The 19,781-nt window shown below is 73.4% G+C and carries 16 protein-coding genes and 1 pseudogene; 3 read left to right on the top strand and 14 right to left on the bottom strand.

Features of this window, described 5'->3' with window-relative positions; genetic code table 11:
* Window positions 1–14 precede the first annotated feature (14 nt).
* From cmk to aroH, 3 genes are all read right to left on the bottom strand, one after another.
* Complete coding sequence (cmk, locus tag ACGFZL_RS24800; RefSeq protein WP_355175413.1) at window positions 15–710, bottom strand: (d)CMP kinase; 696 nt, start codon at window positions 708–710, stop codon at window positions 15–17.
* 139 nt (window positions 711–849) lie between these two features.
* On the bottom strand, window positions 850–1,935 hold the full coding sequence (locus tag ACGFZL_RS24795) for a prephenate dehydrogenase (RefSeq protein ID WP_393694836.1): 1,086 nt from the start codon (window positions 1,933–1,935) through the stop codon (window positions 850–852).
* On the bottom strand, window positions 1,932–2,294 hold the full coding sequence (aroH, locus tag ACGFZL_RS24790) for a chorismate mutase (protein ID WP_393694834.1): 363 nt from the start codon (window positions 2,292–2,294) through the stop codon (window positions 1,932–1,934). Before aroH ends, ACGFZL_RS24795 begins: the two co-directional genes overlap by 4 nt.
* Window positions 2,295–2,449: 155 nt before the next feature.
* On the opposite strand from aroH, the gene ACGFZL_RS24785 reads away from it, so the two are divergent.
* A complete protein-coding gene (locus ACGFZL_RS24785; RefSeq protein ID WP_393694832.1) occupies window positions 2,450–3,211 on the top strand; it encodes a DNA polymerase beta superfamily protein in 762 nt (253 codons plus the stop codon).
* On the opposite strand, the gene ACGFZL_RS24780 is transcribed toward ACGFZL_RS24785, so the two are convergent.
* The 11 genes and pseudogenes from ACGFZL_RS24780 to ACGFZL_RS24730 form a co-directional block, all read right to left on the bottom strand.
* Window positions 3,137–3,904 (bottom strand): DNA polymerase beta superfamily protein, encoded by a 768-nt coding sequence (locus ACGFZL_RS24780; RefSeq protein WP_393694830.1) that lies wholly within the window; start codon window positions 3,902–3,904, stop codon window positions 3,137–3,139. The genes ACGFZL_RS24785 and ACGFZL_RS24780 overlap by 75 nt on opposite strands.
* A 3-nt stretch (window positions 3,905–3,907) precedes the next feature.
* Window positions 3,908–4,545: pseudogene (locus tag ACGFZL_RS24775) on the bottom strand (ADP-ribosylglycohydrolase family protein); the annotation flags it as partial.
* A 92-nt stretch (window positions 4,546–4,637) separates the two neighbouring features.
* Window positions 4,638–5,756, bottom strand: coding sequence for a pseudouridine synthase (locus ACGFZL_RS24770; RefSeq protein ID WP_355175405.1), 1,119 nt, complete (start codon window positions 5,754–5,756; stop codon window positions 4,638–4,640).
* Window positions 5,756–6,406 (bottom strand): SMC-Scp complex subunit ScpB, encoded by a 651-nt coding sequence (gene scpB, locus ACGFZL_RS24765; protein WP_355175403.1) that lies wholly within the window; start codon window positions 6,404–6,406, stop codon window positions 5,756–5,758. The genes ACGFZL_RS24770 and scpB overlap by 1 nt, the downstream gene beginning before the upstream one ends.
* Window positions 6,403–7,641, bottom strand: a complete 1,239-nt coding sequence (locus ACGFZL_RS24760) for a segregation/condensation protein A (protein ID WP_393694827.1) — start codon at window positions 7,639–7,641, stop codon at window positions 6,403–6,405. The genes scpB and ACGFZL_RS24760 overlap by 4 nt, the downstream gene beginning before the upstream one ends.
* Before the next feature lie 19 nt (window positions 7,642–7,660).
* Window positions 7,661–8,215 (bottom strand): hypothetical protein, encoded by a 555-nt coding sequence (locus tag ACGFZL_RS24755; RefSeq protein ID WP_393694825.1) that lies wholly within the window; start codon window positions 8,213–8,215, stop codon window positions 7,661–7,663.
* Window positions 8,200–9,225: a ParA family protein gene (locus ACGFZL_RS24750; protein ID WP_355175397.1), complete on the bottom strand. Its 1,026-nt coding sequence runs from the start codon at window positions 9,223–9,225 to the stop codon at window positions 8,200–8,202. Before ACGFZL_RS24750 ends, ACGFZL_RS24755 begins: the two co-directional genes overlap by 16 nt.
* Before the next feature lie 494 nt (window positions 9,226–9,719).
* Complete coding sequence (gene ald, locus ACGFZL_RS24745; protein ID WP_355175395.1) at window positions 9,720–10,844, bottom strand: alanine dehydrogenase; 1,125 nt, start codon at window positions 10,842–10,844, stop codon at window positions 9,720–9,722.
* 134 nt (window positions 10,845–10,978) lie between these two features.
* Window positions 10,979–13,006, bottom strand: a complete 2,028-nt coding sequence (locus ACGFZL_RS24740) for a tetratricopeptide repeat protein (RefSeq protein ID WP_393694822.1) — start codon at window positions 13,004–13,006, stop codon at window positions 10,979–10,981.
* A gap of 182 nt (window positions 13,007–13,188) precedes the next feature.
* Window positions 13,189–13,815: an NUDIX domain-containing protein gene (locus ACGFZL_RS24735; RefSeq protein ID WP_393694820.1), complete on the bottom strand. Its 627-nt coding sequence runs from the start codon at window positions 13,813–13,815 to the stop codon at window positions 13,189–13,191.
* Between the two features lie 120 nt (window positions 13,816–13,935).
* Window positions 13,936–15,585 carry a CTP synthase gene (locus tag ACGFZL_RS24730; RefSeq protein ID WP_355175389.1) on the bottom strand — a complete coding sequence of 550 codons (1,650 nt, stop codon included), beginning with the start codon at window positions 15,583–15,585 and terminating at the stop codon, window positions 13,936–13,938.
* Between the two features lie 499 nt (window positions 15,586–16,084).
* Between ACGFZL_RS24730 and ACGFZL_RS24725 the strand changes: the two genes are divergently transcribed.
* Together ACGFZL_RS24725 and ACGFZL_RS24720 are read left to right on the top strand one after the other, a co-directional pair.
* Window positions 16,085–17,887 carry a glycoside hydrolase family 15 protein gene (locus tag ACGFZL_RS24725; RefSeq protein WP_355175387.1) on the top strand — a complete coding sequence of 601 codons (1,803 nt, stop codon included), beginning with the start codon at window positions 16,085–16,087 and terminating at the stop codon, window positions 17,885–17,887.
* A 246-nt stretch (window positions 17,888–18,133) separates the two neighbouring features.
* Window positions 18,134–19,774: a PucR family transcriptional regulator gene (locus ACGFZL_RS24720; RefSeq protein ID WP_393694817.1), complete on the top strand. Its 1,641-nt coding sequence runs from the start codon at window positions 18,134–18,136 to the stop codon at window positions 19,772–19,774.
* Window positions 19,775–19,781 lie beyond the last annotated feature (7 nt).

The raw sequence follows: 19,781 nt of genomic DNA, 5'->3' as shown, positions 1-19,781 counted from the left end.
GAGGGCGGGCTGGGTCACTTCCCGGCCCGCTTCTCCTCGACGAGGGTGACGACGCACTCGATGACCTGCGGGAGGGTGAGGGCGGTGGTGTCCACCTCCACCGCGTCGCCGGCCTTGGCCAGCGGCGAGGTCTTGCGGCTGGAGTCGGCCGCGTCGCGCTTGATCAGGGCCTCGCGGGTGGCGTGCACGTCGGCGCCCTTCAGCTCACCGCTGCGGCGGGCCGCGCGGGCCTCCGGGGAGGCGGTGAGGAAGATCTTCAGGTCGGCGTCGGGCAGCACGGTGGTGCCGATGTCGCGGCCCTCGACGACGATGCCGAGCGGCGCGGAGGCGGCGATGGTGCGCTGCAGCTCGGTGATCCGGGCCCGCACCTCGGGGACGGCGCTGACGGCGCTGACCTTGGAGGTGACCTCCTGGGTGCGGATCGGCCCGGCGACGTCCGTGCCGTCGACCGTGATCGTCGGGGCGGCCGGGTCGGTGCCGGAGAGGATCTCGGGCTTGCCGGCCGCGGCGGCGATCTGGTGCGGGTCGTCGGTGTCGATGCCGTTGGTGACCATCCACCAGGTGATCGCCCGGTACTGGGCGCCGGTGTCCAGGTAGCTGAGCCCGAGCTGCGCGGCGACGGCCTTCGACGTGCTCGACTTGCCCGTGCCGGAGGGGCCGTCGATGGCGACAATCACGGCCTGGGCGGTCGGGGCGGCGCCGTTTTCCACGGGAGGACACCTTCCTGGTGCGATGCGGTGGGTGGTGTGCGGGGCGCCAGGACACGCCCAGGGCCCCCCGCACCAGGTTACTGGCTCCCGGGGACACCTCCGACAGCCGCCCGCCCGGCCCCGGCCCCGGGGACCGGGGTCACTGCCGGATCGCCCAGCCCAGCTCCTCCAGCGCCTTGGTGAGCCCCGCGGCGGCCTTGGGCTCGACCAGCAGCTGCACCAGGCCGGCCTGCTGACCGGTGGCGTGCTCGATGCGCACGTCCTCGATGTTGACGCCGGCCCGCCCGGCGTCGGCGAAGATGCGGGCCAGCTGGCCGGGCTGGTCGTCGATGAGGACGGCCACGGTCTGGTAGGCGCGGGGCGCCGAGCCGTGCTTGCCCGGGACCCGCACCTGCCCGGCGTTGCCGCGCCGCAGCACCTCGGCGATGCCGCCGCCGCCCTCCTGACGCTTGTCGGCGTCGGCGGACTGCAGGGCGCGCAGGGCCCGCACCGTCTCCTCCAGGTCGGCGGCGACGTCGGTGAGCAGGTCGGCGACCGGGCCCGGGTTGGCGGAGAGGATGTCGATCCACATCCGGGGGTCGGAGGCGGCGATCCGGGTCACGTCGCGGATGCCCTGCCCGCACAGCCGCACGGCGGCCTCCTCGGCGTGCTCCAGGCGGGCGGCGACCAGGCTGGAGACCAGGTGGGGCATGTGGGAGACGAGGGCCACGGCGCGGTCGTGGGCGTCGGCGTCCATCACGACGGGCACGGCGCGGCAGTGCGAGACCAGCTCCAGGGCGAGATTCAGCACCTCGGTGTCGGTGTCCCGGGTGGGGGTGAGCACCCAGGGGCGGCCCTCGAAGAGGTCGGCGGTGGCGGCCAGCGGGCCGGAGCGCTCGCGCCCGGACATGGGGTGCGTGCCCAGGTAGGCCGACAGGTCGAGGCCGCGCTCCTCCAGCTCGCGCCGGGGGCCGCCCTTGACGCTGGCCACGTCGATGTACCCGCGGGCCGCCCCTGCCGCCATGGCGTCGGCGAGGACGTCGGCCACCAGGGCGGGCGGGGCGGCGACCACCGCGAGGTCGACCGGCCCTTCGGGGGCCTCGCAGGTGCCGGCGCCGAGCGCGGCGGCGGTGCGGGCCTGCTCGGGGTCGTGGTCGGCGAGGTGCACGGTGACGCCGCGCCGGGACAGGGCGAGGGCGGCGGAGGTGCCGATGAGGCCGGTGCCGATGACGAGGGCGGTTCTCACTGGGCGATGTCCTTGCGCAGGGCCGCGGCGGCGCCGAGGTAGACGTGCGAGATCTTGGCCCGGGGCCGGTCGGACTCGACGTGGGCGAGGACGCGCACGACGCGCGGCATGGCGCCGGCGATGTCCAGCTCCTGGGCGCAGATCAGCGGCACGTCGGTGATGCCGAGCCTGCGGGCCGCGGCGGCCGGGAAGTCGCTGTGCAGGTCCGGCGTGGCCGTGAACCAGACGCTGATCAGGTCGTCGCCGGTGAGGTCGTTGCGCTCCAGGACGGCGGTGAGCAGGGCGGCGACCTGCTCGTCCATGTGCCCCGCCTCGTCCCGCTCCAGTTGGACGGCGCCCCGCACCGCTCGTACCGCCACGTTCCGGCTCCTTGCTGCGTACCGCTGATGTGCGGGTGGTCTGCTGGCACGTCCAGCGTAGTCAGGACGCGCGGCCCCGGTACGCGCGGCCCGACCCCTGAGACGCGGGCATATTCACTGCGCCCGCCCCGTCAGCCCGCCGTACGCTCCCCCTCATGCCCTCCCCTCCCCCACTCCCGCCCGCGTCCCTGGTCCGCGACCACACGGTCTACGCCTGTGTCATGGGCTCGCGCGCCTTCGGCCTGGCGACGGAGGGCAGCGACACGGACCGGCGGGGCGTGTACCTGGCGCCCACCCCGCTCTTCTGGCGCTTCGAGAAGCCGCCCACCCATGTGGAGGGGCCGGCGCCGGAGCAGTTCAGCTGGGAGCTGGAGCGCTTCTGCGAGCTGGCCCTGCGCGCCAACCCGAACATCCTGGAGTGCCTGCACTCCCCGCTGGTGGAGCACGCCGACGCCACGGGCCGCGAACTGCTCGCCCTGCGCGGCGCGTTCCTCTCCCGCCGGGTCCACGACACCTTCGTCCGCTACGCCGTCGGCCAGCGCCGCAGGCTGGACGCCGACGTGCGCGTGCACGGCGCCCCGCGCTGGAAGCACGCCATGCATCTGCTGCGCCTGCTGACCAGCGCCCGCGACCTGCTGCGCACCGGCGTCCTCACCCTGGACGTGAGCGCCGAGCGCGAGTCCCTCCTCGCGGTGAAGCGGGGCGAGGTCCCCTGGCCGGAGGTGGAGTCCAGGATGACCCGCCTGACGGAGGAGGCGGCCCACGCCGCCCACCGCACCCCGCTCCCCGAGGAGCCCGACCACCGCCGGGTGGAGGACTTCCTGATCCGCACCCGCCGCGCCTCAGCGCTCCAGGCGCACCCGGACGACGAAGTCGTGCAGGGCGTCGTGCGCGGTGGCGGCCCCGGGCAGCACTGAGGCCGCCTGCGCCTCGTCGAGGACGGCGTGCAGTCGCTCCACGTCACCCCGCACGCGCGCGTGGTCCACGTCGGCGTCCCCGTGCTCGCGCTCCGCCTTGGCGGCGATCAGCTCCGGCAGGTGGGCGGGGGCCTCCGCCACGTGCCCGATCAGGGTCGGCAGATGGGCCTCCAGCGCGCCGCTGCGCATCAGGTGGATGCCGGTGAGCAGCACCCGGAAGGTGTACAGCAGCGGCTTCAGCTCGCCGCTCTTCTCGAACAGCCGCCATTGGGTCGCGGCGAACCCCCGGTAGTGATGGGCGTGGTGGCTGGTGAGGACGCCCGGGGCGAGCGCCGCCAGCTCGCGGTGCGCCTCCCCGGTGTGCACGACGAGCGGGGACAGCAGCTGCTCGAGGACGTAGCCGTTGCGCCGCAGCATCAGCCGCGCGAACTTGCGCAGGTCGTGCGTGACCAGGTCCATCTCGACGCCGTCCCGCACCCACATCCGCGACCGCGTCTCCTCCGGCTCCCGCAGCCCGATCAGGTCGGCGGCGGGCAGCAGGTGGACACCGCGCAGGTCGACGTCGGAGTCCCGGGACGGGAAGCCGTAGAGGTGGGCGCCGGAGACCGTGGCGAACAGCACCGGGTGCGGCTGCTCGGCGATCACCGGGGCGAGGTCGACGGCGGGCGCGTCGACGCGGACATCGGGGTTCATGGATCAAGCGTCCCAGAGTGCCCCGAGCGCCAGCAGTTCGCCCCGGTACTCGATGGAGTCGGAGTCGCCCGAGGTGCAGGCGGCCCGGCGCAGTGCGGTGACCGGGTCCTCGGGGAAGAGCAGGAAGCGGAGCAGTCCGGCGGCCAGCGCCTCCTCGGCGATCCAGCCCTCGCCGACGGCCAGGCAGGGGTCGTCCTCGGGCGGGGCGGTGCGCACCGCCTCCTCCAGGCGGTCGAGGACCGCGAGGCACTCGTCCCAGCCGCGCGCGGTGAAGTGCTCGGGGGTGGGGTCGTGGGAGCGGGTCCACAGGTCGCCGAGCCACTGCTCGCGGTAGCGGGTGCGGTGCTCGTGGGCGTAGGCCCGCAGCAGGCCGGTCAGCGCGGCGGGCTCGGCACCCTCGGCGAGCAGGCGTACGGCGTGCGCGGTGAGGTCGGAGGCGGCCGGCGCGGTCGGATGGCCGTGGGTGAACGCGGACTGCAACTGGGCCGCGCCCGCGCGCTGCTCGTCGCTCAGGCCGGGCACCAGGCCGACCGGCGCGACCCGCATGTTGGCGCCGCAGCCCTTGGAGCCGACCTGCCCATCGCCGTGCGCAGGCCCCGGCCGAGTGCCAGCGTCATCTGGGTGTCGTCGGTGACGACGGCGGCTGCTTCGTCGTACGTGATGACATGTACGACTCCCCCCTTATCGTCAGCACGACCATAAAGGGGGAGGGGCGTACGGCGCGAGGTGCGCCCTACAGGTCGACCTCCTGCATCAGCATGCCGACCTCGGTGTTGGACAGGCGGCGCAGCCAGCCCGACTTCTGGTCGCCCAGGGTGATCGGGCCGAAGGAGGTGCGCACCAGCTTGTCGACCGGGAAGCCCGCCTCGGCGAGCATCCGGCGCACGATGTGCTTGCGGCCCTCGTGCAGGGTGACCTCGACCAGGTAGTTCTTGCCGGTCTGCTCGACGACCCGGAAGTGGTCCGCGCGCGCGTACCCGTCCTCCAGCTGGATGCCGTCCTTCAGGCGCTTGCCGAGGTCGCGCGGGATCGGGCCCACGATGTGCGCGAGGTAGGTCTTCTTCACGCCGTACTTCGGGTGGGTCAGCCGGTGGGCCAGCTCGCCGTGGTTGGTGAGCAGGATGACGCCCTCGGTCTCCGTGTCGAGCCGGCCCACGTGGAAGAGCCGGGTCTCGCGGTTGGTGACGTAGTCCCCGAGGCACTGCCGGCCCTCCGGGTCCTCCATGGTGGAGACGACGCCGGCGGGCTTGTTCAGCGAGAAGAACTGGTACGACTGCGTCGCCACGGTCAGGCCGTCGACCTTGACCTCGTCCTTCTCCGGGTCGACCCGGCGGCCCTGCTCCAGGACGATCTCGCCGTTGATCTCGACCCTGGCCTGCTCGATCAGCTCCTCGCAGGCCCGCCGGGAGCCGTAGCCGGCCCGGGCGAGGACCTTCTGGAGCCGCTCGCCCTCTTGCTCGGCGCCGGGGAAGGTCTTCGGCAGCTTGACGTCCGGCTTGCCGGCGTACCGGTCCCGGTTGCGCTCCTCGGCGCGGGTCTCGTACTCGCGGGACGTGGCCGGGGTCGAGCGGCCGCGCTGCTGGGGCCGCTTCGGGCCGCCCTTGGCGCCGCCGCGGGCCGAGGGGCCGCGGCCCGACTTCGGCCCGTCCTGGGTGGCGCCGGGACCGACGTCGTAGCGCCGCTCCTCGGGGCGGGGCTTCTTCGGCCGGCCGGCCGGCTTGTCGTCGCGGTCGTTACCGGCGCCGCGGTAGTTGCCGCGACCGCCACCACTGCTCCCGCCGCGGCCGCCGCTGTTGCCACCACGGCTCCCGCCGTTGTTTCCGCTGCTGTTCCTGCCGCTGCTGTTTCGCATCAAGTTTCCGTCTGGTCGTCTGCGTCCCCGGAGTCCGGGGCGTCCGGATCGAACGACGGGACCCCTTCCTGGGTCTCGGCCTCGATCGCCGCCGCCTCGGGGAGGAAGGGCGCGAGTTCCGGCAGTTCGTCCAGGCCGCGCAGGCCCATCCGCTCCAGGAAGTAGTTCGTCGTCACGTACAGGATCGCACCTGTCTCGGGTTCCGTGCCCGCCTCCTCGACCAGCCCGCGCTGGAGCAGGGTGCGCATCACGCCGTCGCAGTTCACCCCGCGCACCGCGGAGACGCGGCTGCGGCTGACCGGCTGGCGGTACGCCACCACCGCGAGGGTCTCCAGGGCGGCCTGGGTGAGGCGGGCGGTCTGGCCGTCCAGGACCAGGCGCTCCACCGCCGGGGCGTAGGCGGCGCGGGTGGAGAAGCGCCAGCCGCCGGCGACGAAGCGCAGCTCGAAGCCGCGGTTCTGGACGGTGTACTCGTCGGCCAGCTCGCGCAGGGCGTCGGCGATCTGGCGGCGGGGGCGTTCCAGGATCCTGGCGAGGTGCGCCTCGGTCGCGGGCTCGTCCACGACCATGAGCATGGCCTCCAGGGCGGGCTTGAGGTCGAGCCCGGCGGCGCTCTCCGCGCCGGCCGGCACCTCGGTGGTCTCGCTCACGGTTCCTTCCCCTCCTCGGCGGGCTCCGGCGCCCGGTCGAACTCGTCGGTGACCCTGGGAGCGGCCTCGCCGTCACCGCCCGTCCAGCGCACGGTCAGCTCCCCGAGGGCGGTCTCCTGGTCCAGCTCCACGGCCTTCTCCCGGTAGAGCTCCAGGAGGGCGAGGAAGCGGGCGACGACGGTCAGGGTGTCGTCGGTGTCCTCGACCAGCGCCCGGAAGCTGGCCTCGCCCAGTTCCCGCAGCCGCGTGACCACGATCCCGGCCTGCTCCTGCACGCTGACCAGCGGCGCGTGGATGTGCTCGACGTAGACCTGCGGCTTGGGCTTCGGCTGCATCGCCTTCACGGCGAGCCGCGCGAAGCCCTCGGGGCCGATGCTGATGACGACCTCGGGCAGCAGTTCGGCGTAGTGCGGTTCGAGCCCGACGGTACGGGGGTACCGGTGGGCCTCCTCCTCCAGGCGCCGGTTGAAGATGTCGGCGACCTGCTTGTACGCCCGGTACTGGAGCAGCCGCGCGAACAGCAGGTCGCGGGCCTCCAGGAGGGCCAGGTCGGCCTCGTCCTCCACCTCGGCGACGGGCAGCAGCCGGGCCGCCTTCAGGTCGAGCAGGGTGGCGGCGACGACCAGGAACTCGGTCGTCTCGTCGAGGTCCCAGTCGCTCCCCCGCGCCCGGATGTGCGCCATGAACTCGTCGGTCACCCGCGACAGGGCGACCTCGGTGACGTCCATCTTGTGCTTGGAGATCAGCTGGAGCAGCAGATCGAAGGGCCCCTCGAAGTTCGCCAGCCGCACCTTGAAGACCCCACCGGCACCGTCGCCCTCCGGCCCGGACGGCTCCGCCGCGGCCTCGGCGACCGGCTGCGGGACCGCGGCCTCACCGGACGGCGACGGGACGGCGGGCGGCGCCTGCACCGGGCCGCGGGCCGCCGGATCCGGCTCGCCCCCGCCGTCGGCAGCCGGGGCTTCGGGGTCGGGCGCGGCAGCGGGGCCGGTCGCCGGGTGCGCGGGCGAAGGGGCGATCGGCCGGGTCCGTCCCAGGCTGCGGGCCGCCGGGCCCAACGCGTCCACGCTGTCGGCAGCCGAGACCTCGGGGTCCGGCGCGACAGCGGGGCCGGTCGCCGGGGTCCGGGGCGAGTCGCGCGGCTCGGAGTCCGGGGCGGTGTCGGGCGGGGTGCCCGGGCCCCTGCCCAGGGTGCGGCGGCGGGTGGGGGCGCGGGGCGGGTCGGTCGGGGTCATCGCCCCCGCAGGTTACCCGTCACCGCCCGCGCAGCCGGCGCACCAGGATGCTGGCGTCCCCGCGCGATTCGAGGTCGGCGAGGACCACCGCGACCGCTTCGCGGACGATCCGGCCGCGGTCGACGGCGAGGCCGTGCTCGCCGCGGAGCACCAGGCGGGCGTGCTCCAGGTCCATCAGCTCCTCGGCGGAGACGTACACGGTGATCTTCTCGTCGTGCCGCTCACGCCCGCTGGGCCGCCGGGCGGCGGCCCGACCGCCGCGCTTGCGGGGCCGGTCGGCTGAACCTTCCTGCGCCCCGCCCTCGTCCGGCCCCGGGCGCTCCCCGCCCCGGCTGCGTGACTCGCCGACCCCGGCCGGCTCCGCCGCCGCGTGCTCGGCGCCCTCGCCGTCGCCGCCCTGCGCGGGCACCGACTGCGGCGCGTCCTCGGCGCCCGCCGGGTCGCTCTCCCCCGCCGGCGCCGGCACCCGGGTGTCACCCCCGGCCGGCCGCCGCGGGGTGGACGACTGCAGCGCCGTACCCCCTGTCGTGCGGAAGAGTTCGTCGGCCCCCGGCAGACTCACTCGGCGTGACACCGGGCGAGCACCTCCCTGGCGAGCTGGCGGTAGGCGGCGGCACCGACGGAGTTGGAGGCGTACGTGGTGATCGGCTCACCGGCGACCGTGGTCTCCGGGAAGCGGACCGTGCGCCCGATGACTGTGTGGTAGACGTGGTCGTCGAACGCCTCGACCACCCGGGCGAGCACCTCGCGGCTGTGCACGGTGCGCGAGTCGTACATCGTTGCGAGGATGCCGTCCAGCTCCAGGTCGGGGTTGAGCCGCTCCTGGACCTTCTCGATGGTCTCGGTCAGCAGCGCGACCCCGCGCAGCGCGAAGAACTCGCACTCCAGCGGCACGATCACCTTGTGCGCGGCGGTCAGCGCGTTGACGGTGAGCAGGCCGAGCGAGGGCTGGCAGTCGATCACGATGTAGTCGTAGTCGTCCATCAGCGGCTTCAGGGCGCGTTGCAGCGTCGACTCCCGCGCCACCTCGCTCACCAGCTGCACCTCGGCCGCCGAGAGGTCGATGTTGCTGGGCAGCAGGTCCATGTTGGGGACCGCGGTCTTCAGCAGCACCTCGTCGGCCGCCATGCCCCGCTCCATGAGCAGGTTGTAGACGGTGAGGTCCAGCTCCATCGGGTTGACGCCGAGGCCCACGGAGAGCGCGCCCTGCGGGTCGAAGTCGACGAGCAGCACCCGGCGCCCGTACTCGGCGAGCGCGGCGCCCAGGTTGATGGTCGACGTGGTCTTGCCGACGCCGCCCTTCTGGTTGCACATCGCGATGATCTTCGCCGGACCGTGGTCGGTCAGCGGCCCCGGAATGGGGAAGTACGGCAGCGGACGCCCGGTCGGGCCGACGCGCTCGCGGCGCTGGCGGGCCGCGTCGGGCGCGAGCGTGGCCGCGTACTCGGGATCGGGCTCGTACTCCGCGTCCGGGTCGTAGAAGTGCCCCTCGGGCACTTCGTCGTCGAGGGAGGTGAAGTGGTTGCGGGAGGCGCCACTTCCGTCGCCGGCCATGGCGTTCACGTGTTGGCCATCCATGCTCATGTGTGCTGTCCGAGTTTCCTGCGGACTCCGGTGGGCTGTGTGGGTGCGTACTGCGACGGAGCCGACAGCCTCGCCGTGCCCGGGGCCTGCGGCCCGCGCGGGGGCTCCTGGTTGACCACCCCCGGGAGTAAATGTCGACTCATTCACAAGTCGTCTTACCTCCTTGGTGACCAGGATCCTTCTCGACAGGTCAGCGTGGCACCATGCCGACGTTCGGCGACTCTATGGCGTGTCGGGCGTCCGCAGCAACACAATCCGCCGGACCCGGCCGGATGTGTCGGCAAGGAAACAACCCTCTGTCAAGGGCGTACAGCCGTCGCACGGCAGGTTTCACCGGTGCACGAATCGGTCGAAGCGTTGCGTTCGAGGCGAGTTGGCCGAGCAGCGCAAAGTGACCATACACACATCCGGCCGGACCTGTCGGCAAGGTCCGGCCGGATGCGTGATGTTGACGACGTGTGTTGACGTATCGCCTTTTGGGGACTCCGAGTTGGCTAGCCCAGCAGCGTGAGCAGCTCGACGTGGTCCAGGCCGTGCGCCTCGGCGACCTCCTTGTAGACGACCTTGCCGTCATGGGTGTTGAGGCCCTTGGCGAGCGCGGGGTCGCGGCGCAGCGCCTCGGCCCAGCCGCGGTCGGCCAGTTCGACGATGTACGGCAGCGTCGCGTTGGTCAGCGCGTAGGTGGAGGTGTTGGGCACCGCGCCGGGCATGTTGGCGACGCAGTAGAACACCGACTGGTGGATCGGGAAGGTCGGCTCGGCGTGCGTGGTCGGGTGGGAGTCCTCGAAGCAGCCGCCCTGGTCGATCGCGATGTCGACAAGGACACTTCCGGGCTTCATCCGGGAGACCAGCTCGTTGGTGACCAGCTTCGGGGCCTTGGCGCCCGGCACCAGGACGGCGCCGATGACGAGGTCGGCCTCCAGGCACGCCTTCTCCAGCTCCAGGGCGTTGGAGACCACCGTCTGGATCTTCGTGCCGAAGATCTTGTCGGCTTCCTTGAGCTTGTTGATGTCCTTGTCCAGCAGGGTCACGTGGAAGCCCATGCCGATGGCGATCTGCGCCGCGTTCCAGCCGGAGACGCCGCCGCCGATGACGACGGCCTTGCCGGCCAGCACGCCGGGGACGCCGCCGGGCAGCACGCCGCGACCGCCCTGGGCGGCCATCAGGTGGTAGGCGCCGACCTGCGGGGCCAGGCGGCCCGCGACCTCGGACATCGGGGCGAGCAGCGGGAGCGCGCGGTTGGGCAGCTCCACCGTCTCGTACGCGATCGCGGTGGTGCCGGACTCGATGAGCGCGTCCGTGCACTCCTTGGAGGCGGCCAGGTGCAGGTAGGTGAAGAGCGTCTGGTCCTTGCGGAGGCGGTGGTACTCCTCCGCGATCGGCTCCTTGACCTTCAGCAGCAGGTCGGCGGCGGCCCAGACCTCGTCGGCGGTGTCGAGTATCTGCGCGCCGGCGGCCACGTACTCGGCGTCGGGGATCGAGGAGCCGACGCCGGCGCCGCGCTCGATGACGACCTGGTGGCCGTGGCGCACCAGCTCGTTCACACCGGCGGGGGTGATGGCCACCCGGAACTCGTTGTTCTTGACCTCGCGGGGGATACCGACCTTCACGTCGATCACGGTCCTTGGCTCAGAGGATGGGTCTATTGCTACGCGTACCCGTCCGTGCGGGGGCACAACGGGAGAGACCGCAGGAGAAGGTGCGGCAGAGCCAGTCTAATGAAGGTGTTCCCGCTGTCTAGCCTTTCAATGCATCAATCTTCGCCAGATGTGCTGCGGATTTCGCAGGCATTTCCGCCGCCCTCCCCCAGCAATCGCGAACCCGTCTCGCGGTGCAGCCGGGCCGCCGCCGGGTCGCCGAGGCGCTCCAGGGTGTCGGCGAGGCGCAGGTGCAGCGCGGCCCGCAGCCGGTCGTCCTCGGCCCGCCGGGCCAGCTCGACGGCCTCCTCGCAGGTGCGCAGCGACTCCCCGGGCCGCCCGGCGTACTCCTGGACCCGGGCCAGCTCGCTCAACGCCCGGGCGTGCGCGGGCACATCACCGGCCTTGCGGTACCCGGCGACGGCCGCACGCCAGCCCCGCTGCGCCTCGCCGTAGCGCCCCGCGTAGGTGTGGGCGGTGGCCAGCCGGCCGTGCAGCCGGGCGGCGTCCACGCGCTCGCCGCGGGCCAGCCGGTGGGCGAGGGCGCGGCCGTACCAGTCGGCGGCCCGGTCGTAGTCCCCCAGCTCCAGGTGGGCGCCGCCTACGGATTCCATCGCCCGGGCGGTCGCGTACGGGTCGTCCGCCGCGCGTCCGGCGTCCAGCGCGGCGCGGTAGCGGACCAGCGCCTCGGCGGTCCGGCCGGTGCGCGCGTCCAGGTCGGCCAGGTTCAGCAGGGCGGCGGCCTGCTCGCGGGGCAGCTCGCGGCGCACGGCCACGTCGAGCACCAGGCGGTGGATGCCGTACAGGTCGGGGGCGGCGGCCTGGGTGCCGACGTGGGCCACCATGGCGCGCACCAGCTGGGACATCAGCCGCCGGGCGAGGGTGTCGAGGTCCCCGTCGGCCACCGCCAGGCGGGCCGAGGCGAGCAGCGCGGGCCGGCGGGCGCGCAGCCAGTCGGCGGCGGCGCGCGGGCTCGCGAAACGCTGCTCCCGCGGCATGGTCAGGAGCCGCTCGCGGGCCTGCGCGCTGTCGGTCTCGGTGACCGCGCGGCAGGACTGGAGCAGGCGCACCGTGCGCTCCAGCATCCGGGCGCGGGCCAGTTGCAGCTCACCGGCCCGGTCGTTGCTGTCGGCGAGCGCCTTGAGCAGCGGGTGCAGGCAACCGGGCACCTCGTACTGCGGCGGTGCGGTGCCGGCCGCGCGCAGCAGGCCGAGGCGGGTGAAGTCGTCCAGGGTGGCGCGGGCGCCGGCCACCGAGCAGCCGGCCAGCGCGGAGGCGGTGTGCGGGTCGACCAGGCCGGCCGGGGCGAGGGAGAGCAGGCGCAGCATCCGGGCGGCGGGGCTGGGCAGCGAGGCGTAGACCAGGCGGAAGACGCGGCTGAGCGCGGTGCCCTCGTCGCTCTCCGCGTTCAGGTGCTTGGCCAGGTCCGCGACGGCCGCCTTGGGGCGGGCGGCGAGCCAGCCGCCGGCCAGCCGCAGCGCGGCGGGCTGGGCCTGGCAGACCTCGACCAGGTGCTCGGCCGCGCGGGGGTCGACGGTGACCCGGACCGAGCCGGTGTACCGGGAGACCAGCTCCACGCCGGACTTGGTGTCCAGGCCGCCCAGGGTGCAGGGGCGGACGTCTGCGATGCCGGTCAGCGGGCCCTCGGCGACGGCGACGGCCAGGCAGTCGGGGGTGTCGGGGAGCAGGGCGTCGACCTGCTCGGCGTCTGCCGCGTCGTCCAGGAGGAGCAGCACGCGGCGGTCGGCCAGCGCGTCACGCAGGATCACCCCGAGGTCGTCGGCGCCGGCGCCGGGCGGGGCGCTGACGTCCAGCTCGGTGAGCAGGTCGCGGGCGAGGCGGTCGGGCGGGACGCGGGTGCCGTCGGGTTCGCTCAGCCGGGCGCGGAGCACGCCGTCGGGGTAGGCGTCGGCGACCTGGGCGGCCAGTTCCTCGGCGAGCGCGGTGCGGCCCGAGCCGGGGCGGCCCGCGATGAGCAGCACGCGGGCGCGCGGGGCCTTGCGGCCGGACAGGGTGTCCAGACCCGCGCGCTCGATGTCGGCGCGCAGGTCCTTCAGCTCTCTGTTGCGGCCGAGGAACCAGCTCTCCCCGCCCGGCTCGTCCGCGAGCCGCACGCCGTCCGTGTCCACCGCCTGATCCGTCACGGGCCACACTCCCGATCCCACCGAAACGCCGGCGCCCGCCGGAACTCCGGTTCGGGCGTTTCCCGAGCCTAGTTCAGGCTCTGGGGCGATTTCGGCGGAGCCGGGCGGGGCACGGCGGGCACATCGCCCGATCGGATCAACAGATGGTCACACCATCACCCCGCACGGGGCCTTACGGCCGCTCAGACCTCGAACGGCCGGGCGGGCCACGGCGCCTCCGCCGGGCGCAGCGCGTCCAGGCCGTCGCCCGCCTGCGCCGCGACCAGCGACAGCACGCCCACCACCAGGCAGCTGTTGTGCAGGTCCCCGGCGAGGACGCCGCGCGCCAGCTCCGCGACCGGCACCCGGGTCAGCTCCATGTCCGACTCCTCGTCCTCGGCGGCGAAGCGCTCGCCCTCCGCCTCGGACAGGCCCCGGGCGAGGAAGACCCGCACGGCCTCGTCGCAGCCGCCGGGCGAGGTGTACACGTCGGTGAGCACCCGCCAGTCCCCGGCCTTGACGTGCGCCTCCTCGTACAGCTCGCGCTGCGCCGCGTGCAGCGGGTTCTCGCCGGGCACGTCGAGCAGGCCGGCCGGGATCTCCCAGAGCTTCTCGCGCACCGGGTGCCGGTACTGGCGGATGACCAGCACCTGCCCCGTGTCGTCCAGGGCGAGGACGGCCACGGAGCCGGGGTGGACCTGGTAGTCGCGGGTGACCACGGAGCCGTCGGGCATGACCACGTCGTCGGTGCGGACGGAGGTCTTCTTGCCCCGGAAGGGAGTCTCGGTGGCCCGGACCTCCCACTCCTCGGGGGTGTCCTTGATCGTCATGCCGTGTCCTCTACCCCTTCCAGCAGCGCCTCACCGACGCGTACCGACGCGAAAGCCGGGGCGCGCACCGCTGAAGCGGGCGCGCCCCGGCCACCGTACAACCGGCGGGCTACCGGCCCGTCACTTGCCCGTCTTGCGCTCCACCGCGGCCTTGACCAGGCCCGCGAAGAGCGGGTGCGGGCGGGTCGGGCGCGAGCGCAGCTCCGGGTGGGCCTGGGTGGCGACCAGGTAGGGGTGCACCTCGCGCGGGTACTCCACGTACTCCACGAGCTTGCCGTCCGGGGAGGTGCCCGAGAAGACCACGCCGGCCTTCTTCTCCAGCTCCGCGCGGTAGGTGTTGTTCACCTCGTAGCGGTGGCGGTGGCGCTCCTCGACGTACTCCTTGCCGTCGTACACCTCGCGCACGATCGAGCCCTCGGCCAGCTTGGCCGGGTACATGCCGAGCCGCATGGTGCCGCCCATGTCGCCCTCGCCGGCCACGATGTCCAACTGCTCGGCCATGGTGGAGATGACCGGGTGGCCGGTGGCGGGGTCGAACTCGGTGGAGTTGGCGTCGCCGATGTCCGCCAGGTTCCGGGCGGCCTCGATCACGATGCACTGCAGGCCCAGGCAGAGGCCGAGCAGCGGGATCTTCTGCTCGCGGGCGTAGCGGATCGCGCCGACCTTGCCGAGCACGCCGCGATCGCCGAAGCCGCCGGGGATGCAGATCGCGTCGACGTCGCCGAGCTGCGCCTCGGCGCCGGCGGCGGTCTTGCAGTCGTCGGAGGTGACCCACTTGATCTTCACGCGGGCCTTGTTGGCGAAGCCGCCGGCGCGCAGCGCCTCGGTGACCGAGAGGTAGGCGTCGGGCAGGTCGATGTACTTGCCGACCAGGGCGAGGGTGATCTCGTGGTCGGGGTTGTGGACGCGGTCGAGCAGGTCGTCCCAGGTCGTCCAGTCCACGTCGCGGAAGGGCAGGTCCAGCTTGCGGACCACGTAGGCGTCCAGGCCCTCGGTGTGCACGACCTTCGGGATGTCGTAGATCGAGCGGGCGTCGGGGCAGGCCACCACGGCCGCCTCGTCGACGTCGCACATCAGGGAGATCTTGCGCTTGATCGCGGTGGGCACCTCGCGGTCGCAGCGCAGCACGATCGCGTCCGGCTGGATGCCGATGTTGCGCAGCGCGGCCACGGAGTGCTGGGTCGGCTTGGTCTTCAGCTCGCCGGAGGGGCCGATGTAGGGCAGCAGGGAGATGTGCACCACGAACACGTTGTCCCGGCCGACCTCGTGCCGGACCTGGCGGACGGTCTCCAGGAAGGGCAGCGACTCGATGTCGCCGACCGTGCCGCCGACCTCGGTGATCACGACGTCCACCTCGTCCGTCGCCATGCGGCGGATGCGGTGCTTGATCTCGTTGGTGATGTGCGGGATGACCTGGACCGTGTCGCCCAGGTACTCGCCGCGCCGCTCCTTGGCGATCACCGTGTTGTAGACCTGGCCGGTGGTGACGTTGGCCGAGCCGTCCAGGTCGCGGTCGAGGAAGCGCTCGTAGTGGCCGATGTCCAGGTCGGTCTCGGCGCCGTCGTTGGTGACGAACACCTCACCGTGCTGGAAGGGGTTCATCGTGCCCGGGTCGACGTTGAGGTACGGGTCGAGCTTCTGCATCACGACGCGCAGACCCCGGGCCTTGAGCAGCATGCCGAGACTGGAGGCCGTCAGCCCCTTGCCGAGGGAGGAGGCGACACCCCCGGTGACGAAGATGTGCTTGGTCGTCGTAGCTTTGGGCGGCATGGCCAAGAGGGGGCTCCCGTGGTCGCGATCTGGAGTGCGGTGCGGTCGTCGGGGCCCGGATCTCCCGGGTGTCGCCGGCGGCGCCGTCGCTGCGGTTCCGGCGTTTTGCTCCCACCGGTCCACGGGCTACCAGCGTATCAGCGCCGAAGGGGGACGGCTTCCGGCCACGCTGCGCGCACGGACGGCCACGGACGCGCGCCGCTCACCGGTTTCTCACCCATTGCTCACCCGTTCGGCGGATGCGCGTCGCCCGGAGGGGCACACAGATCATCTACGTGCGTCGTATCCTGCTCGGACGTTCGCTGCCTCGCGGCAGTCAGTTCGTTGAGGGAAGTTCGCTGAGGGACACTTGACCCTTTGTGGCACCGCGTTTGGCTCGACGGCCCGACGGCTGGTTTGCTGCATGACTCGACGAGCACGACAGACCCCACAGACACCTTGACCGCACCAGCGACCGCCCCACGCGGGGTGACGCGGCCGTTTTCTACTGGAGATGCACGTGGCCGGGCGCATCGAAGACTACGCACTCATCGGAGACATGCAGACCGCCGCCCTGGTCTGCCGGGACGGCACGGTCGACTGGCTGTGCCTGCCCCGCTTCGACTCGCATGCCATCTTCGCCGGCCTGCTCGGCACCGAGGAGCACGGCTTCTGGCGGCTCGGCCCGGCGCACGCCGCCGGCTCCCAGCCGCCCACCGCCGCCCGGCGCCGCTACCGGGGCGACTCGCTGATCCTGGAGTCCGAGTGGGACACCCCGCGCGGCACCGTCCGGGTGACCGACTTCATGCCCCCGCGCGACGGCGCCCCGCAGCTGATCCGCATCGTGGAGGGCGTCTCGGGCCGGGTGCCGATGCGCTCGGAGCTGCGGATGCGCTTCAGCTACGGCCGGGTGGTGCCCTGGGTGCACAAGCACGAGGGGCGCACCGTGGCCGTCGCCGGGCCGGACTCCGTGTGGTTCGACACGTCCGTGGACACCTACGGCAAGGCGCTGACCACGTACGCCGACTTCACCGTCGCGCCGGGTGACCGCATCGCCTTCACCATCTCCTGGGAGCCCTCGCACAAGTCGGCGCCCGCGCTGCCCGAGCCGGAGCAGTCGCTGGCGGCGACGGAGGAGTTCTGGCAGGACTGGGTCGAGAACTGCACGTACCACGGCCCCTACCGCGAGGCCGTGGTCCGCTCCCTGATCACCCTGAAGGCCCTGACCTACGCCCCCACCGGCGGCATCGTCGCCGCGCCCACCACCTCCCTGCCGGAGGAGATCGGCGGCGTCCGCAACTGGGACTACCGCTACACCTGGCTGCGGGACGCGGCGATCACCCTCTCCTCGCTGCTGCGCACCGGCTACCGCGAGGAGGCCCGCGCCTGGCGCGAGTGGCTGCTGCGCGCGGTGGCCGGCGACCCGGAGAACCTCCAGATCATGTACGGCATCGCCGGCGAGCGTGAGCTGGGCGAGGCCGAGCTGGACTGGCTGCCCGGCTACGAGGGCTCGACCCCGGTCCGGGTGGGCAACGGCGCGGCGCACCAGCTCCAGCTGGACGTCTACGGCGAGGTGACGGAGGCCCTGCACCTGGCCCACATGACGGGCCTCGCCCGCAACGACTACGCCTCGGTGCTCCAGCTCAAGCTGATCCGCTACCTGGAGGACCACTGGCACGAGCCGGACGAGGGCATCTGGGAGGTGCGCGGCCCGCGCCGCCACTTCGTGCACTCCAAGGTGATGGCCTGGGTCGCGGTGGACCGCACCATCAAGCTGATCGAGTCCGGCGACGCGGACGGCCCCCTCGACCGGTGGCACCGGCTGCGCGACGACATCCACCGGGACGTGTGCGAGCGGGGCTACGACAAGGAGCGCAACACCTTCACGCAGTCGTACGGCTCCAAGGAGCTGGACGCCTCGCTGCTGCTGATCCCGCAGATGGGCTTCCTGCCGCCGGACGACAAGCGGGTCATCGGCACCATCGAGGCCATCCAGCGTGAGCTGTCCACGTCGGACGGCTTCATCCTGCGCTACCCGACCGAGGGCAGCGACGCGGGTGTGGACGGCCTGGAGGGCGACGAGGGGGCGTTCCTCGCCTGCTCCTTCTGGATGGCCGACGACCTGGCGATGATCGGCCGGGTGGACGAGGCCCGGCGTCTCTTCGAGAAGCTCCTCGCCCTCCGTAACGACCTGGGCCTCCTGGCCGAGGAATGGGACCCCCGCCTCCAACGCCAGGTCGGCAACTTCCCCCAGGCCTTCAGCCACGTCCCCTTGATCGACACGGCGTTGCGCCTGACGGCGAGCGGGGCGTACGGGGGCTGAGCCCGCCGACCCAGCTGCGGGCAGTCGTGCCGCTGGGGCGGCACGGGTGGGCGCAGCGGCACCCCGTCGCGCCGGGCTGCGCCACGCCCCCCCGTAGTGCCGGGTTGCGCTATGACTCCGGGTGCGGGCGCGTCGTGGCTGGTCGCGCCCGCGCGGCGGAGCCGTAAATCGACACAGCCCCGCGCCCCTGAGGGCGTTGCAGTCACGTCGGCACCCCGTCACGCCGGAGCAGGTACCGTCCGTTGCATGAGCACCAGCGCCCGCCCCACCGGCATCACCGTCCAGCGCGCGCTGGAGCTGCCCGCCCTCCGCAGCGGCCTCCCCGAGATCCTCGCCGGCGCCGACCGCCTGCACCGGGCCGTCCGCTGGGTCCACGCCGGCGAGGTCCCCAACATCGCCTCCCTCCTCAAGGGCGGCGAGCTCCTCCTCACCACCGGCTACGGCCTCGGCACCCGCCCCGCGGAACAACGCGCCTTCGTCCGCACCCTCGCCGACCGCGGCATCGCCGCCCTCGTCATGGAGCTGGGCCCCCGCTTCACCCGCCTCCCGAGCGCCCTCGTCGACACGGCCCGCGCCACCGGCCTCCCCCTGGTCCAGCTGCACCGCGAGGTCCCGTTCGTGACGGTCACGGAGGAGATCCACACCGAGATCGTCAACGGCCACTACGCGCTGCTCCAGCGCGCCGAGGAGGTCCACCGCCGCTGCACGGAGGCCCTGCTCGGCGGTGGCGGCGTCCCCCAGGTCCTCGGCATCCTGGCCGACTTCTGCGCCAACCCGCTCTTCCTGGAGACCACCGACGGCCGCCTGCTCTACGCCGCCGGCGCGGGCCCCGAGGGCGCCGACCCGCTCCAGGTCTGGGAGGGCCTGCGCGCCCAGCACAAGGACACCCCGCCCCCGGCGGGCTCGGTCCTGGTGGACGTCCCCGGCGGCGGCCCGGGCACCGGCCCAGGCACCGGTTCCGTCCGGGCCCGCCTGGTGCTGCTGCCGGTGCGCTCCCCGCTGGCGGCGGTGCACCGGATGGCGGCCGAACGCACCGCCGACATCCTCGCCGTGGTGCTGATGCAGGCCCGCCAGGAGGAGGAGCTGGCGGCGCGTGGCCGTGGCGACTTCCTCACCGACCTCGCCGAGGGCCGAATCACCGCCGAGGACGCCCCCGCCCAGGCCCGCGTCCTCGGCTTCAAGCCCGGCACCAGCCCCCTGCTCCCGGTGGTGATGCGGCTCGGCGAGACGCTGGCCCCGGCCGGCGGCGGCTGGGCGGTGCTGGCGCGCGCGGTCGCCGAGGAGCTGGCGTCGGTCGGCGTGCCGGTGCTGCTCGGTGTGCGCCCGGTGGAGGGCCGGGTCCCCCTGCTGCTCGGCCTGCGCGCGGAGACGGAGCGGGCGACGGTGGCCGACCGGGTCGCGGCGGCGCTGCGGGCGGGCGTGGAGCGGGCCGGGATGCAGCGCCCCGGAGCGCAGCCGCCGGTCGTGGTGGTCGGGGTGGCCGGCGGCTGGGCGGCGGCGTCGGCGGGCCTGCGGCACGCCGCGGAGACCGCGTCGGCGGCGCAGGGCCTGACCGACCGCCCCTGGTACGACGCCCGGCGCCTGGACATCGACCTGCTGCTGTGGCGGCTGCGCGACCACCCGGACCTTGCGGCGTTCGTGGAGCGGGCGATCGGCCCGCTGCGCGACCACGACGAGCGCTCCCGGCCGCCGCTGCTGCCCACCCTGCAGACCTACCTGGCGCACGCGGGCCGCAAGGCGGAGACGGCCCGCGAGCTGCACCTGAACCGGCAGACCCTCTACAACCGGCTGGCCCGGATCGGCGAGCTGCTCGGCACCGACCTGGACGACCCGCAGACCGTGCTGGCCCTCAGCCTGGCCCTGCGGGCCCGCCGGCACGTCTCCTGACCCGACC

Origin of the sequence: Streptomyces sp. NPDC048182 (assembly GCF_043202555.1) — a bacterium.
In the GTDB taxonomy this organism is placed as follows: domain Bacteria; phylum Actinomycetota; class Actinomycetes; order Streptomycetales; family Streptomycetaceae; genus Streptomyces.
The sequence above is the reverse complement of the archived record's forward strand: the minus strand, read 5'-3'. Positions and strand labels throughout refer to the sequence as shown.